12 protein-coding genes are annotated in these 17,303 nt (G+C 42.1%); 4 read left to right on the plus strand and 8 right to left on the minus strand.

Going from position 1 to position 17,303, the window contains the following annotated elements:
* Together V7K42_RS06165 and V7K42_RS06170 are read left to right on the plus strand one after the other, a co-directional pair.
* Positions 1-831: alkaline phosphatase family protein (locus V7K42_RS06165; RefSeq protein ID WP_334914493.1), on the plus strand; the 831-nt coding region annotated here is incomplete at its 5' end.
* Positions 832-1,078: 247 nt separating this feature from the next.
* Complete coding sequence (locus tag V7K42_RS06170) at positions 1,079-2,608, plus strand: hypothetical protein (RefSeq protein WP_334914495.1); 1,530 nt, start codon at positions 1,079-1,081, stop codon at positions 2,606-2,608.
* A gap of 170 nt (positions 2,609-2,778) precedes the next feature.
* Here the strand turns inward: V7K42_RS06170 and V7K42_RS06175 are convergent, their stop codons facing one another.
* Entirely contained in the window at positions 2,779-3,840 is a 1,062-nt protein-coding gene (locus V7K42_RS06175; protein WP_334914497.1) for a YncE family protein, read from the minus strand.
* A 207-nt stretch (positions 3,841-4,047) separates the two neighbouring features.
* Positions 4,048-4,956 (minus strand): class I SAM-dependent methyltransferase, encoded by a 909-nt coding sequence (locus tag V7K42_RS06180; protein ID WP_334914499.1) that lies wholly within the window; start codon positions 4,954-4,956, stop codon positions 4,048-4,050.
* Positions 4,957-5,503: 547 nt separating this feature from the next.
* Here V7K42_RS06180 and V7K42_RS06185 point away from each other — a divergent pair.
* Both V7K42_RS06185 and hpnI read left to right on the plus strand, forming a co-directional pair.
* The gene (locus V7K42_RS06185; protein ID WP_334914515.1) at positions 5,504-7,810 is read left to right on the plus strand and encodes a BamA/TamA family outer membrane protein; all 2,307 of its coding nucleotides are present in this window, start codon (positions 5,504-5,506) and stop codon (positions 7,808-7,810) included.
* 276 nt (positions 7,811-8,086) lie between these two features.
* Complete coding sequence (gene hpnI / locus V7K42_RS06190; protein ID WP_334914501.1) at positions 8,087-9,295, plus strand: bacteriohopanetetrol glucosamine biosynthesis glycosyltransferase HpnI; 1,209 nt, start codon at positions 8,087-8,089, stop codon at positions 9,293-9,295.
* A 342-nt stretch (positions 9,296-9,637) separates the two neighbouring features.
* Here the strand turns inward: hpnI and V7K42_RS06195 are convergent, their stop codons facing one another.
* The 6 genes from V7K42_RS06195 to V7K42_RS06220 form a co-directional block, all read right to left on the minus strand.
* Complete coding sequence (locus V7K42_RS06195) at positions 9,638-10,396, minus strand: PIG-L deacetylase family protein (protein WP_334914503.1); 759 nt, start codon at positions 10,394-10,396, stop codon at positions 9,638-9,640.
* A gap of 6 nt (positions 10,397-10,402) precedes the next feature.
* Positions 10,403-13,444 (minus strand): efflux RND transporter permease subunit, encoded by a 3,042-nt coding sequence (locus V7K42_RS06200; RefSeq protein WP_334914505.1) that lies wholly within the window; start codon positions 13,442-13,444, stop codon positions 10,403-10,405.
* Positions 13,441-14,802 carry an efflux RND transporter periplasmic adaptor subunit gene (locus V7K42_RS06205; protein ID WP_334914507.1) on the minus strand — a complete coding sequence of 454 codons (1,362 nt, stop codon included), beginning with the start codon at positions 14,800-14,802 and terminating at the stop codon, positions 13,441-13,443. The genes V7K42_RS06200 and V7K42_RS06205 overlap by 4 nt, the downstream gene beginning before the upstream one ends.
* A 31-nt stretch (positions 14,803-14,833) precedes the next feature.
* Entirely contained in the window at positions 14,834-16,177 is a 1,344-nt protein-coding gene (locus V7K42_RS06210; protein ID WP_334914509.1) for a TolC family protein, read from the minus strand.
* A 72-nt stretch (positions 16,178-16,249) separates the two neighbouring features.
* Complete coding sequence (locus V7K42_RS06215; RefSeq protein ID WP_334914511.1) at positions 16,250-16,723, minus strand: DUF2808 domain-containing protein; 474 nt, start codon at positions 16,721-16,723, stop codon at positions 16,250-16,252.
* A gap of 349 nt (positions 16,724-17,072) precedes the next feature.
* On the minus strand, positions 17,073-17,303 hold a 231-nt coding region (locus tag V7K42_RS06220), incomplete at its 5' end, for a sensor histidine kinase (RefSeq protein ID WP_334914513.1).

The following is a 17,303-nucleotide window of genomic DNA, read 5'->3' on the forward strand; positions in this document are numbered from 1 at the left end:
GATGGCAATGCCCGTCCTGACCTGGTAAGTGCAGTAGCCCACACTGATGCTAGCATCGGTATGATTTTGAATGAACTGAAAAAGAAAGGATTAGACAGTTCAACTTTGGTGATTTTGACCGCCAAGCACGGACAAAATCCAGTTCAAGATCCGACTGTTGGTTTGAGCAGTACATTTGATAGTGTTACTGGGGAAGCTGGTGGTGATGGAAACCTAACTGCTGTTGCTGCTCTGTTAGTAAGAAACGGCATCCAGGTTGCTTCTGAGCGAGGTCAAGATACTTCATCGCTGATCTTTTTGAAAAATCCATCTGATGTCCGAAAAGCATTAGCCCTGCTGAAATCCAAAAATTACTCATTTGATACTGCTGTTGATAAAGTCAGCGATCCCACAGGAAATACTTTATTTTCAACTGAGGATGCTGCTGCTCAGGGGAAAGTATTGTATGGTCAGAGCATTATCAATGCCGGATTGGGAGATCCAAGGACAAACGACCGCACCCCTGACATTATTGTTCCACTCAAAACTGGCTATTTCTTTGGTAATGCTACCAAGAAGCGTGCAGAGCATGGTGGATTTACTAATGCTGATACCCACGTAGCCTTAGTTGTTGGTAGCACTGGATTTTCCCGTAATCTCCAAGGTAAAACTATCAGTCAAACCGTTTCTACCACCCAAATTGCTCCAACTACATTACAGGTTCTAGGTTTAAGTCCTCAACGACTGCAAGGTGTTCAGATTGATAGAACCCAGACATTACCACTGGACTGTAGGGACTTGGAAATAGAAAAATACCGAATAGATAAAGACCGCAGGGAGTACGAGGAATAAAAAAACAAATGAAGAAACTGATGTGGTATTTAACACATCAGTTTCTAGTACCTGCGCTTAAAGCGAATCGGTATACTGCAAAGATCGCAAAACTTGTATCTCCTCAATAGTTCAGGATAAGCAAGCAATTATTCTTCTTGCCACGATCTACCAAAGGTATGAAGAGAAAATTTGTTGCGGATACATGGTTGCAAAAAAAGATGATTTGAGTCTCTGAAAATCGGTTTATACAGCATATACAAACATCATGATCCCAATTCAATACTTACAGCCTCCAGCAATTACATCTGACTACTCCTGGCCCATAGTCAAAATAGCTGATGATTGGAACAAGGATGATAAATGTTCTAATTCAGATCGCCTGATTATTTCTGGCAGTACTTATGCAGCTACAGCTAGTACCGTAACTGTCGGTCAGACACTTCCGGGTGGGGGTATAGCGATCGCAAACGGCACTTATCCAGACGTTTTCAACAATGATACAGTTGATAGCAGCTTTGGCATCACTTCGCCAATTTTCCTCCAGGAAATTACTACTTGTGGCAGAGATATCCGTACAATGTACGTCGATCCTAGTGTCATTACTACCAGTTTTCCATCCAAATCGGAATTAGCCTTAAATCTCACACCCGACGGCAAAGGGCTGACTTTCATGGGTTACGTTAGCCCAATCAACCAGCTCGACGTGTCAAACTCTAACACGCCCGGGATTATCGAACCGGGCAACCCAGTGACAACAACTCCTACCTATAGGGCAGTAGCACAAATCAACTTTGATGATGCACACTTTATCTCTCACCGTTTTCTTACCCCCAAGGTAACTACAACCAACGCATATCCCGGGAACAATGGTCGTGCAGGTATACTAGGTTCAAACGGCTTGTACTACACTGTGGGTAATGCTGGTAATGGCAACGGATCACCATCCGTCACAGCTGCGGCAGGTGTGCAGATTGTCATTCCTGGTAAAAACGCGACTCCATCAACTCCTGGCACAAATCAGGTAGGATCATTCAACATTACTCAATATGGCTACACAGCCGACAAGACTGCCAAAGACAACAATTTTCGAGGCGAGACTATTTTCAAAAACACCTTATATGTAACAAAAGGTAGTGGTAGTAACGGAATAAATACTGTGTACCAGGTCGGTAACGCAGGTAGGTTACCAACCCGCGCCAATGCAGCTAATACACCAATTACTATCCTGCCTGGCTTCCCCACGAACCTTGCTAAGATCGGCAAGAACTTGAATGGAACTGTCCAACCCATCTACTATCCCTTTGGTATTTGGTTTGCCAACTCAACCACGCTGTATGTTGCCGATGAAGGCGACGGTATTGCTGCTGATGCCGCAACCAGCACTACCGCAGGTCTTCAGAAGTGGAGTTTGGTAAACGGCATCTGGCAATTGGACTACGTTTTGCAAAAAGGTTTGAATCTTGGTCAGCAATACACCGTAGCTGGTTTACCTGCTGCTGACAATCCTGCAACAGATGGTCTTCGCAATCTGACAGGCCAAGTCAATCGTGATGGCACTGTCAGATTGTATGCAGTAACTTCGACCATTAGCAGCAGTGGCGATCAAGGAGCAGATCCAAACCAAGTGGTTGCCATCACTGATAGACTTTCCAACACAACAGCTACGCAGGCAGCGTCTCAACAGTTCCACGTTATCCTTGCCCCTAAGTTTGGTCAAGTCTTGCGTGGTGTATCTTTTGCCCCAACTAACAAGGAGAAAGAGGGGTCTAGGGAGGACTTTAAACGAGAACATTAACCTAATAGTTCACCAACCCAAAATTGCACTTGTGGAGGCTGGCAGAGGGGAAAGGACTTATATAAGTCTCTCATCTGCACAAGTGCAGACCACCATGCAAAGTTTGCTTGGCAGACTGTTAACCTTGAGCATCGAAAAATTGCGAATTGCTCTCCTGACAATTGTTTTGGTCAATCTCCTAAAACCAGAATCACAAAAGTACCAGGGATAATACTTGGTCGAGATCGCACCTGCCCTGCGACGGGGGTGGACTTTACTTGAAACTTAGCTGTGTCCAAATATAACTTATGAGTCTTCAAATCTAACGCCATTGTCCGCGCTCCTGGCTGAGTTACAACGTTATTCACAATACTAAATTTATTGGCAGAGTCTTCATGTACCACTGTCAGTGAACCTTCACCGTTTGAACTGAAAGCTAATCTAGTCACTAAGTCATAAGCAATTGCATCCGTCCTCTTGCCAATTGGCAGTGTAGCTTTAATACTTCCTGTATTTGCGTCCACTACACTCATCAGTTGGTTTGTGCAACCGATGAACAAACGTTGATGCTGTCTATCTATTGCGATACCAGTTGGTTCTGAGCAAGGTTTGAGCGCCCAATGTCCCTTTACTTGGAGATTAGTAGCATTGATTGCGACAACTTCGTTTTTGTCCTCTAAATTCACGAAAATCCGCCCTGAGTCATCAGCGGCAGCAAATTCTGGTTTGCCACCTAAAGCGATTGTCCCTAGAACTTTAGTAGTTTTGGCATCAAAAACAGTTGCCGTGTTGCTGTTGCCGTTAAAAGTGAAGACTTTTTTGGACATAGGCTCATAGACAATTGCATCTGGGTTAGAACCAGTTTTTACTTCTCCTATAACTTGTAATGTTTTTAAATTGAAAACAGTAGCTGTTGCCGTCTTACCATTACTAATAAAGCCACGATTTAATTCTGGGGCAATGGCAACCCCATGTACTCCAACAGTATGAGGAATTTCGCCTACAACCAACCCAGTATCAACATTTAATACTGTTACCCTTGTAGAGCGCGTAATATATAGGCGACGGGCTGAACTATCCAATGTTAGATAATCCCATCGTCCTTCTCCACCTAAAGGTATTTTTTTTATGATGTGGTAGTTCGGAGTTGGTAATGTGCCACTAATTACCCCATTGTGAAAGCAAAAGCTCAAACCGGAGATGAATACAGAGGCAATACCTCTGCCAACCCTACGAGAAAGTATGGTGTTCAAAATATATTCCTTTTACAATTATTTTTCGGATATTACCAAACTTCGATTGTATTGGGAGCAGTGCCTCAAAGTCAGCTGCTAAAAATTAGGGGGATAAATGAATGGCACGCTTGTTTTCACCAAATTCATAAGGTATAAGGATCTCTAGGATGTGAGGGGGTAGGGGATATTGGTCAAAAAATAAGAACTAAATACGAGGTTGTTGAATCATCTCTTTTCAAAAACCTCCTTTGTTTTTACTAGAACGTCAACGGCGGGGCTTCTCTCAAGCAATACAACACTACTTTGATGCTGAATTTTTTCCCAATATTCATTAGAAATCCATTTCATAATTATTTCTAGTAACCAGGGAAATTTGATCCCTCGGTTGAGTCGGTGTAACTCTTTCCATGCAGATACAGATTTTGCAACTTTCCAATTATACTGTTGAAAAAATTCTGCCCCTTGCTCTGGAGCAAATAACAAGGTTTTATTTCCATTCGCAAAATATTGGTCGAAAATTTTTCGAGCGTAAACTTGATCGTAGTGCTTCAACGCTAACGATGATTCCAATTCAAATAGCCACCAATTCAGATGAGATTGCTCATAAATATCAGTTGCAAGTAATGCTACTTGGGTTTCGTGTAGATATGATAGCAACCCTTCTGTGATCACTAGAGCCTGTCTTGCTACAAGATTAATCTCTGAAAAAAAAGTCTTTCTCAATGCCAGGTTGGTAATATCGAGTTTGACACGCTCAAGCCAACACAAAGGTTGCTGGTCTTTAAGTAATTGTTCTTTGTAAGCAATGATTTCCGGCAGGTCAACTTCAATCCAACGAAGCGATGCACAAAAAGGTAATCGATAGGGTCGAGTATCTAACCCCGCAGCCAGATTGATTACAGTGTCAATCTTTTTTGACTTAACTAACTGTAAAATTAAGTTATCAATAACATAGGTGCGGATGGCGATCGCATTTGTAATTTTGTCTTTATCCCCTATAACTTCAACAAACATTTCACCTTTTCCACCAGCTAACACACGCGCTAATGGCTCTTTAAATAGTGCATCTACACGTTCGCTTTCCAATGCGCGATACATTGCCACTAGATACGCAGTTTCCGCAAGATTTATCATCGAATAAAGTATTATTTTTAATTCTGGCTACACTTTACAAAGATTGCAAATGTCAAACCCTAAAATTTTAGGTAATATTAGAAACTGCACTTTAATAGAAAACTATAGTAACAGCATATAATATCATTTTTGTGTATTCACTCTTGTAATTAGAGTTAAACAACCTGTATGAACAAGGTTGTCGGATTTAATTATGGAGAACAAAAGTCAAGAACTCGGAAAGATTTGCTTCAATTTTTAAAAATATGCCGCGTTCGCCTCAGTAACTAACAAGGTAATGAAAATATCAAGTTATTTAAGATGAATCTTTCCGAGTTCTTGACCTTCGCTGCTTATAATCAGAAACCGATATTTCAGATAAATTTACACATGAATCTCTCAACTAATCCGGCTATAGCTATAGTTTTCATCAGTATTTTTGGCTTTGATATCAGTTGCTTTGCATAAGAGCATGATTGCCTTGCGATGGGCTACGCCCCGCCAGAGGCGATCGCTAAGTAACTCCTGTGGAGTAACGCGTGTGGTAACTATGAGGAATGTAAATAAAATGCGTTTATCCCCGGTATTGGTGGCAGTGCTGGCAATTGCATCTCCTTTGGGTAGCTGCGAGAGTGGAAATGCACAAACTGCTAATAGTCTAAAACAGACAACAAAGATTTTTACACTAGGAACAAATCAGCAGGCAGAAAAAGGCACTGCTCAAACTCACTTCAGTCAAAGTCTAAAATCTCACCCTAACACAACAGGTATTCCAAATTCGGAGTATCTCAAGTCTCAATCAGTCAAAGCCTTAACAGTCAATTCAGCATCATTGGCTTTACCAGAGGTAGTAGTGCCAACCTCCACAACGTCAACAATGGCACAAACCCTTCAAAGAAACCTAAATCTCACTCAACAAAAAACACCTTCCCCATCTCCTAGCACTACTCCTGGTGGGGAAAATGTCAAGCTACCTGCGGCGACACCTGTATCTCCCACAACTCCAGGAAATATTAAACCCAACACAGCCCCAGAAGCTAATGACCCCCGCGTACTGGTGTCGGAAGTAGTGGTTAAATCTCAGACAGGGCAACTATCACCAGAACTAGAAAACCAAGTTTACAGAGTAATTTGTACCCAACCAGGACAAACGACAACTCGCAGCCAACTGCAAGAAGATATTAACGCCATCTTTGGTACTGGTTTCTTCTCCAATGTCCAAGCATCGCCAGAAGATACCCCCTTGGGAGTGCGGGTGAGCTTTGTTGTGCAGCCTAACCCCATCCTGACCAAGGTAGAAGTGCAAGCCAATCCTGGCACTGGTGTCGCCTCCGTATTACCAGCTAATACTGTCGATGAAGTATTTCGGGAGCAATATGGCAAAATCCTTAACTTGCGTGACTTGCAAGAAAGCATCAAGCAGTTAAACAAGCGATATCAAGACCAAGGTTACGTGCTAGCCAACGTAATTGGAGCGCCCCAAGTTTCTGAAAACGGAGTTGTTACCTTGCAAGTAGCAGAAGGGATAGTAGAGAATATTAGAGTCCGGTTCCGCAATAAAGATGGTCAAGAGACAGACGAAAAGGGACAACCAATTCGCGGACGGACACAAGCTTACATCATTACCCGAGAATTGGAGTTGAAGCCAGAACAAATATTCAATCGCAACACCGTGCAAAAAGACCTACAGCGCGTGTATGGACTGGGACTGTTTGAAGATGTAAATGTCTCCCTTGACCCTGGTACCGACCCCAGCAAAGTGGATGTAGTAGTGAACGTAGCCGAACGCAGCAGTGGTTCTATTGCGGCTGGGGCAGGGATTAGTTCTGCTAGCGGACTTTTTGGAACAGTTAGCTATCAACAGCAAAACCTGAACGGTAGGAACCAAAAACTGGGGACAGAAGTGCAGGTGGGAGAACGAGAACTGTTGTTTGACCTGCGATATACCGACCCCTGGATTGCCGGAGATCCCTACCATACTTCCTATACAGCCAATATTTTCCGCCGCAGTTCCATTTCTTTGATTTTTGATGGCAAAAATAACAACATCAAAACCTTTGAACAGGGGAAGACGGATGGCGATCGCCCCCGTGTTCTCCGTCTAGGTGGCGGTGTCACCTTTACTCGTCCCCTGAGCAATAATCCCTACAAAAATTCTGAATGGACGGCTTCAGCAGGTTTGCAGTATCAACGAGTTTCCACCCGTGATGCCAATGGCAACATCAGAAAAGAAGGAACGGTGTTCAAGAATGGAGTACCCACAGAACGAGTTCCACTTAGTGCATCTGGACAAGGTGAAGACGATTTGCTACTTTTGCAACTAGGGGTACAAAGCGATCGCCGTAATAACCCTTTACAACCGACTAGCGGTTCTTATCTCCGCTTCGGAGTCGATCAGTCAGTACCAGTGGGACTAGGCAATATTTTTCTCACTAGGTTGCGAGGTAACTATAGCCAATATTTCCCTGTCAACTTTATTAGTCTTACCAAAGGCCCACAAACTTTAGCATTTAACTTGCAGGGTGGAACTATCCTTGGTGACTTGCCTCCTTACGAAGCCTTCACCCTTGGTGGTAGCAACTCTGTCCGAGGTTATCAAGAAGGAGGATTAGGTAGTGGACGTAGTTATATACAAGCATCTGCCGAGTATCGCTTCCCAGTTTTCTCAGTCGTCAGTGGCGCACTATTTTTTGATATCGGCAGCGATCTGGGGAGTAATACCAGATCAGCGGAGGTGCTGAACAAAAACGGTACTGGCTACGGTTATGGTCTTGGTCTGCGTGTACAATCGCCACTGGGGCCAATTCGCATTGACTATGGCATCAATGGCGACGGTGAGAACCGCATCAATTTTGGTATTGGCGAAAGGTTTTAAGTTATTAGCAGTCAGCGATAAATAGCAAGTAATCGCTTATTGTCCTGGTTTCTAATTGTGATTTTGAAGCTTCCTGGAATAATCCCAAAATAATGTCATTCCTTCTCAAAAAGCCAATTCTTTCCGAGTTCTTGACTTTTTATCTTTAAATTCAGATCGCAAACCCCGAAATATATCATATAACTACAGACGTTCAACTTGCTTTAGTGAAAGTAGATACTAATTGTCTGTAATCAATATTTATCGACGAAATCGGGAGATTAATGCTTTAAGTCAATGGAAATTTCTGCATCTGCTTTTTTGATAAATATCAACCTGAAAGTTATCGACGTTTTAATAGTAATTCTTTGCTTGTCAGCTATCGTATTTTATTGTTACTCAATCTATTCAGCAGTTGTCACCTTCGGAGAATCCCATATATATGCTCCCAATTTTTATCCACCCATTACTATCCTGAAGCCAATTTGCGGACTGGACAGAGATATGTACGAAAATTTGGCAACATTTTGCCGACAGGAATATTCAACTTATCAGATTATCTTCAGCGTCCGCAGCCCGCAAGACCCTGGAATAGATGTGGTCAAACAAATTATCCGAGACTTTCCGAGACTGGATATTCATTTAATAATCTGCGAGCGCATTATTGGTACAAATCTAAAAGTGAGTAATCTGGCAAATGCTTTATCTTTCGCCAAATACGAAATCCTAGTTATTGCTGATAGCGATATCCGAGTTGGGAAAGACTACTTGCAGCGAGTTGTTCAACCGCTACATAATAAGAATGTTGGTGTTGTCACCTGTTTATATCGTTCTATAGCACAGGGATGGGTAGAAAAGTTAGAAGCGGTTGGGACTGCTTGCGATTTTCACGCAGGTGCTATCACTAGCAAACAGTTAGAGGGTATGAAGTTCGCACTCGGTTCAACGATTGTAATCCGTCAAGAAGTGCTAAAAGCAATCGGCGGATTTGAAGCGATCGCCGATTATCTCGCAGACGATTTTCAACTTGGCTATCTAACTGCCAAAGTGGGTTACAAGGTCATGCTTTCTGACTATATAGTAGAACACGTATTATTTGCTAACACCTTGATTGATTCTATTCAGCATCAGGTTCGCTGGTTGCGTGGTATTCGAGTTTCTCGTCCTTGGGGTTATTTGGGACTAGTTTTTACTTACGGTAACATCACTAGCTTAATACTAATGATGACTATAAAAGGGTCTATTTTTTGTTGGTTTTGGCTAGCTGTTACCTGGATATTACGTTTAATAATGGGCTGGATTGTTGGTGTCAAATATCTCCAAGATTCGAGCGCAAAAAAATATTTCTGGCTTGTAATTTTACGAGACTTCATGAGCTTTATAATCTGGTGCTATTGTCTTTTTGGCACTAAAATTGAGTGGCGGGGGTTGCAATTTAAGTTAACTAAAGACGGTAAAATTATACCTAAAGCAAAAGATATCACAGAAGAGTTTAAGTTTAAATAGTTCTAAATCAACACCACCTATCGTTAATATTTCAACGGTAATCAATTTTAATTATTGTTTAGCACTATTTCATATCTCTGAGGAGAGAAAAATAATATCCTGATCTTGAATCTTTGTTAAAGCCTCGCTTGTTCAGGAAAGCCAAAAATTTCTTGTTTGGAACAAAGCACGGAGAAACAAGGTTTTAAATATTTTATATTATAATGAGAGTAATAAAAAAGTGTTAGGCATAACTAAGGACAGAAAAAGACTTTACACACTTTTATAAAGTTCAAAATAGAGTTAAATTTAACTTACTAACTTATATTTTCGGTTGAGTTTTAAAGAAAATTTCGTGATGATTCAGCAAAAAACTTTTGAGAAACCGAGGTGGAAGAATTGGAGCTTGAGATTTATAAACTGTAATTGCTCTTTTTTTTGTTCTAAAACAGAATTAATACATAATCGCTCAGCACCAGTTAAATAAGAAAATTTTAATTTGATAAATAATGGCGATAACCAAAATATCCAAATAGGATATTGCAGTATTTCCAATTCTATTTGTGATTGTTCAATTGCGGCTTTAACGAATTTATAAGTACATTCGTGGTCTGGATGATTATCTTTTCGATGAGGAACATAAATTTCCCCTGGTTTAAAAGTTTGTATTATCTCAACAAGATGCTTAATAGTGTTTTGATATTGCTCATTACTTAAATGGTTTAGAGTACCATCTATTAAGTCAAAAAAGTGAATGTCTGATACTTCTACCCCTAAAATATGTAAAGCTGTTGTTGCTTCCTGTTTACGGACTTCAATAAGATTCTCTGGTGCTTGAATCCAGGGTGTTGCTGTATGCGATTTTTGCCCATCAGTCAAAAAGATAACTTTAATCGGGATTCCCATTTCACGTTTAAGAGCAATTAAACCACCACACCCTAAAGTTTCATCATCTTGATGGGGGGAGAACATTATTGCTGATTTTTGATTAACTGACAAAGGCTGGCTTGTAAAGTTTAATAGCCATTGATGAATAATGCAAGCATGAATATAAAGAGGATTAAATATAGGAATATCACCCACTTGATAAAAAACTTTTGTCAAATACATGATAATTTGCATAGCATTTTAACGCTCAAATCGAGAAACGAGACGAAACACAACTGGGACAAATATTAGAGTAAAAATAGTAGAGAGTGAAAGCCCACCGATAACAGCGATCGCTAGTGGCTTTTGCAATTCTGCCCCCGCACCTAAACCCAAAGCTAAAGGCAGTAAACCCAGAATAGTACAGAGTGTGGTCATCAAAATTGGTCGCAGCCGAACACGACCAGCTTCAAGTAAAGCAGATTCTACAGTATGACCTTCTGAATGTAACCGATTAGTATATTCCAACAAAATAATTCCGTTTTTTACCACTAAACCCACCAGCAAAATAATTCCCATAAACGAGGAAACATTCAGTGGTGTCTGAGTAACCCACAAACTCAGCACTACTCCTAAAAGCGCTAAGGGAATTGTCGTAAAAATTACTAGTGGTTGTAATAAGTCACGGAACTGTATAACCAGCACCAAATAGACTAGCAAGACTCCTAAACCCATGACCATCAGTAATTGTGAAAAAGACTGCTGCTGAGAAGCAATTAATCCACCGACTGAGAGAATGTAGCCTTGAGGTAGCTTAAATCCAGCTAATTTTTTCTTGATATCTTGGACAACCGAACCAAGATCGCGTTTTTCAACACCACCTGCAAAGGAAATGTAACGCTTCTGGTTCTCACGCAAAATCGCTTCTTCGCCTGTTGTTGGTTTAATCTTAGCTACAGCAGAAAGCGGTAATGTAGTGCCAGTTGTACCGACAATTGGGATTTGGTCTAGTTGTTGCGGATCTCGACGCACACTGTCTAAAAGGTGAACCCGTACATCTACTAACTTGTCACCCTGACGAATCTGAGTTGCTACCCGTCCAAACAAGCCATCTTGTACTTGCTGTGTAACGTCTGATGCTGTCAATCCTAACTGTCCGGCTTGTGTGGAATCAACGCTCATATCTAATTGTGGTAAGATTACTCCTCCACTAGATACCAAGTCTACCAAACCAGGAATATTATCAATACGGGCTTGAACTTGCTCTCCTAATTTACGCAGAATAGCTGGTTCTTCGCCAAAGATTCGCACTTCCACAGGACTAGCCGCACCAGAAAGGTCGTTAAGTTCATCTTGGAGGATTTGGTGAAAGTCAATACCTACCTGGGGTAACTTTTTAGAAATATCTTCCCGTTGAGCTTCGATGATATCAAAGACTTGGCGTTGACGCTGCCCCAGTGGTTTGAGGACGACAATAATATCACCTTTATTCGGCTGAGTCGCAAATAAACCATTTTCTGCACCTGTACGTCGCGTCCAATTTGTGACTTCAGGGGTTTTGCCGATAATTTCTTCCAATTGGCGTGCGAGAAAGTCCGTTTCAGTTAAAGATGTTCCTGGTGGTGTGAGGTAATCAATGATGTAACTGCCTTCATCAAAGGTTGGTAAAAAATCCGAACCTAGCTGAGTAAATAATACTGCCCCGACTACTAGTAGAGACAGTGCGATCGCACCAACCCAACGCGCTTTCCCAAACACAACACGCAATAACCGTGTATAAGCATTGTCCAGCTTAACTAACAATTTGGGTTCTGAGTGATTTGATTGATGCCGCAGCCAGCTTGCTGCTAGTAGAGGAGTGAGAGTCAGGGCCAACAGTAGAGAGAAACCAACCGCAGCAGTTAAGGTAGTGGTCAAACTAGTAAAAAACTGTCCGGCAACACCTGATAAGAGTCCCAAAGGCAGAAACACTGCTACTGTGGTGATCGTGGAACTAATCACGGGTTCAGTTAATTCAGCCATTGCAGCTGCTACAGCTGCGGTTGAATTCAAGTCTTTTTGCAGTTGGCGGTCGATGTTTTCAATTACCACAATCGCATCATCAATTACCAAGCCAATCGCTACCGCTAGTCCTCCCAAAGACATGAGATTCAGACTTTGACCAACCAAGGATAACACCCCAAAGGCCGCAAGTGCAGATAGAGGAATAGTGATGGCAGCAATTACTGTACTGCGCCATTCTCGTAAAAATACGTATAGTACAATAATAATCAGGACAATACCAATAGCAATAGAATCGCGGACATTAGCGATCGCGTCTACAACTAATCCAGATTCATCGTAAGCTTTAGCGATTTGCACTCCTGGCGGCAAACTTTTTTCCAGTGACTTAATCTCCTGCTGCACCGCCTCAGCTACAGCTACAACATTACTATTCGGCTGGCGGAAGATATTTAGTGTCAATCCTGGTTTACCCTTGGCACTAACAATTTGGGTAGGGTCAGCCTCACCCAAAGAAACTTGTCCCAAATCCTCTAAAAATATAGGTTTACCAGCACCTTTCGTCGTTACCACAATCTCTGTAAGCGCAGACGTGTTTATTGGCTGACCATTGGTAACTATTAAATTTTGCTGGTAGTTACTATCTAGTTTACCTACCGCTTGATTCTGAGTTGAACGCCCAATCGTGTCGGTAACTTGTGATAAACTCAAACCATAATTTTGCAAGCGATTCGGGTCAATCTGCACTTCCACTTCCGGGATATTTCCCCCTTGAAGATTGACAAGGGCAACACCTGCAACTCTGCTTAAATAAGGCAAGATTTGATACTGAGTAATTGAGTACAGGTCTGTTTGCGCTAAAGTATCGGTGGTAACGTTGTAGCTGAGTACCGGAAAAATGGCAGGGGTAACTCGCTCAACCGTGAGGTTAACGCCAGCTGGCAGGGTACTCCGTACTTCATTAATTTTGGCTTCCAATTGTTGGAGAGCCTGTTGCATATCGGTCGTGGGCTGAAACTCTATTGAGAGTTCTGTAGAACCACGGGCAGTTTTTGAGTGGATCTTCTGGACACCATAAACTTGGTTAGTAGCTACTTCTAAAGGGCGAGTCACGGTAAGGACTACCTGTTCTGGGGCAATATTCCCAGCTTCAGCAATTACGGCAATCCGAGGAAAGGATAATTCGGGATAAACTCCACTGGGCAGATTACTGTAAGCGAATATACCTAAAATTGCGATTAATACAAATATTAGGTAAATCGCTTTTGCTTGAGATTGTAGTAGCTTGGTAAAACGAATCATTGCTTTACCTCCTGTATAGGAGTACTATCTGCCAATCCGTAAGCCCCTTTAGCTACCACTCTTTCATTACCTGTTAATCCTGACACAATCTCAACGCGGGAAGCAAAGTTGCCATTGAGTACATTGCTCTGCTGGATACCAATTTGCACTTTTTTTCTTTCCAACTTCCCAGCTTTGACGGTATAAACCATACGTCCATTGGGATTTTCTGGGTCTGAAACCAACGCCGTTTGGGGGACTGTAATTACTGCTTGATGAATATCTGTAATAATAGACACAGTGACAATTTGGTTCTCTTTTAACCGCCCGCCAGAATTATCAACGCGGATTTGGATATTCCGGGTATTACTCTGGGGATCGACAATTGGACTAACAGCCGTGACAACACTGGAATAGCTCCCGTCGGTTAAGCTGAGGATTTTGGCGCTTTGACCAACACGAATATTAGCTTTTTTGTCGGCGCTGATGTTGGCATTAAGTATCACTTTTGATAAGTTGACGACCTGAATGACTGGTATATTAGGGTCAGTGGTATCACCAATATTCAAAAAGCGGTTAGCTACAACTCCAGCGATGGGGCTGCGGATATCAGTAAAGCTGAGTTGAGTTTGGGCTTGCTCGCGGGAAGCATTAACCTGTTTCTCTTGAGCAATTGCAGCAGCAATTTGAGCTTGGGTTGTTTCCAATTGAGATTGAGCGGCAATCACATCTTTTTCGGGCGCGACTTGTTGTACAGCTGCTTGGGCAATGTTCAAAGCAGCTTGAGCCGTTTCGATTTGATTTTGGGCGGCAATCAAGTCTTTTTTGGGTGTTATGCCTTCTTTAAAGAGTTTTTGTTGTCGTTGTAAGTTATTTTGGGCAAAAGCGAGATTGCTTTGAGCTTGAGCAACACCTCCTCTTGCTCCTTGGATACCGGGGTCTGTGGCTTTTTGCGTCGGATTAAGAGCTTCGTTGTAGAGGCGGCGCGATCTCGACAAATTCTTTTGTGCAAGTTCCAAAGCAGTACGTGCTTGAGCAACACCCGCTTGGGCTGAACGTAACGCTGCTGTTGCTTGGTTTACCTGATCGAGACTTTGACGATTATCCAGACGAGCTATTATCTGCCCTTTCGCCACCTGCTGACCAGGTACTACGGTAACGGCTACAAGTTTTCCGGCTACAGCTGGGCTAAGTTTCGCACTCATATTTGGAGAAGCGCTAACTGTGCCGCGAATGTTGACTACCACAGGTATATCCTGGCGTTGCACGTCAACAACAGGTAAGGATACTACGGGAGGAGTTTCGGTGGCTGTTGGGTCTTTCCCTTGACAACCAATTAGCAACAGCATCAGCAAAATAGTGGTAAAGATGTTTGGCAAGGGAAGTTTCCCCGGCAAACACCCCGCTTGTTTAAGGTGTTTTGGGGGCATCGGTGTTTTGAATCACAGACAGAGGTAGATTAACGGCTTGCTCTAGTGCGCCTAAAGCCGTCTGGTAGGCGAGGATATCACTGTAGAAGTTATCAAACACAGCCTGCACAGACTGCTGTGTGAGTAAAGAATCACTCAAACCAGTTTGACCATACTCATAGCTTTTGCGGGATAAATTGAGAACTTCTAAAGCTTGTGGTAATAAAACTGTGCGATCGCGTTCTAATACTCGTTGGGTACTCAGAGTATTTTCGTAGGCTATTGCCACCTCAGAATCAACTTGTGATTCTAGAACTGCGTTCTGTACTTCAGCCACAGAAAGATTAGCACGAGCTTGTCTAACTCCACTCCCTCCGCTATTGAACAAAGGCAAATCCACTCGCACGCCAAAAATGACGGCCGTTGTCGTCGTAGGAGGTGGCGCACCATCTGTATTTAAACCAGGGTCCCAAACATAAGATGCTGCCAAGGTGATATCTGGAATACGGGCTGAGTGAGCCACTTGAATCTGTTTATGATTAATTTGTATTTGTTGTTGAGCTAGAGCTAAATCTAATCGTGACGCTTTCGCTAACTTTTTTAATACTCTTAAATCTGGAAGCTTTGCTAAAATCGCCAATCCTGGCTGTGAGTCTTTCCCAGAAAATCGGAACGCCTCGCTATCCGCTAAATTAATCGCTGTATCAGTAGGTTGGCTCAAAAGGGTATTGAGACGAATGCTAGCCTGACGAACGCGGTTAATTGCTGGTTCCAGTTTTTGCTGTGCTTGAGCAAATGCAAACTCAGCTTGGACAACATCTGCTCGTGCCACATCATTTGCTTGAAAACGCATCTTAGCAATATCAACAAGTTGTTTGTTGATAGCAAGAGATTGTTCTGTATTCTGCTGTGCTCCTTGAGCTAAAGCTAACTCTGCATAAGCCTGACGTACCTGAATACGAATTTGCCAACGTAAAGAGTCTAACTGTAACTGGGCTTGTTGCACCTGGGAGTTGGCTAAAGCTAGACGCGCTCCGCGTTTACCACCCAGTTCAATCGGTTGCTCGATACCAATAGTACGCTTAGTTTCAGCTTGACCAAAGGGTATATCTATTGCTAGACGGGGATTTGGTATAACTCCGGCGACGGCAACTCCTGCTTGAGCAACAGAAATACTGCGCTGTGCTGCCAGCAATTGAGGATTATTTGCTTCAGCTTGGTTTATTGCCGTCTCCAAGGTGAGATTTGATACTCTAGCTGTCTGAGCAAAAACTGGCAAGCAAACGGATAAACATACTAGCGACTCAATTGTTATGCTTAAAGACAATACTAATACACGTGACACCCGCAATCATACTCCTATCATCACAACCATCACGGCTGAAATTGCTGTTCAACTTTTTACCAAAAACACCTGTTAGTAAATTGGTAGCCGAAATACACCCACTGGGATATCTGCATTCAGCCCCACAAGCCTGACAGAAACCGGATAGAGCCAAGCATTAGAAGTTCCTGAGATTAAGACACGATTGAGATCAATGTTGAGTTCAGTTCCAGGAGCTACCTGCTGAGGGAAAGCAATTGTAATGGTTCTGTCATTGACAGTAATATTGGTAGCAATTTTTTGACCAGACTGGTCAGATAAGTTAATGTCATTCCTTACAGTTAAACCTTGAGGTACAGCAATAGTCATTTGGGATAAAGCTCTGCTATCTTGGGGAATTTTTAGCTGGAAAGAATCTCTGACAACTTTCGCCTTATTTTGAGGGAATTGCACTGCCCCAACAATTTCAGGAAATCTGCTAGTTTTCATTGTGTTTGAGCCATAGGCAGCAGATGATAAAGACGCAATTGTTAAAGTTAATGCAATAGCATGAATTAGCTTTTTCATATTAAGCTTCCTGAAAAACATAGTGAGCAAATTTACTCTGGATAACAAAATTTAAGAACTTGGAAATTTAGCACAATATTCTTGACAGATTCTACTGGAATTAGCTTTCTATATCGCTAAAGGTAGAGATAGGAAAAAGCCAAGCAAGAGATGGATATTGAGTTATGCTTTTCAAGCATTGTTCAATAGCACAACTAAAACTCAGGTTTATGGTTATCAATCAGTAATCTCTGGTAAGTAGTTGCACTTTACACACTAAAAGTAAAGAACTCGAAAAGATTTACCTGAATTTGTTAAGCGTAGGTTTACAGGCTTTGGATTTATATGGAAGGGCAGAACTATAAAAGCTTTACAAATATTCATTAAGTGAACCTACTGATAAACGCACAGTAAAACAACTACCAATTCCCAATTGACTTGTGGCAGTAATTAATCCACCGTGATTCTCAGCAATCGCTTGGGCAATAGCCAATCCCAAACCAGAACCACCAGAATTATAAGAACGTGATTTATCTGCTCGCCAAAAACGCTCAAAAATATTTTCTAAATCTCCTGGTGCAATTCCTACACCCGTATCTTG

The sequence above is a fragment of the Nostoc sp. genome (assembly GCF_036917455.1).
Taxonomy (GTDB): domain Bacteria; phylum Cyanobacteriota; class Cyanobacteriia; order Cyanobacteriales; family Nostocaceae; genus Nostoc.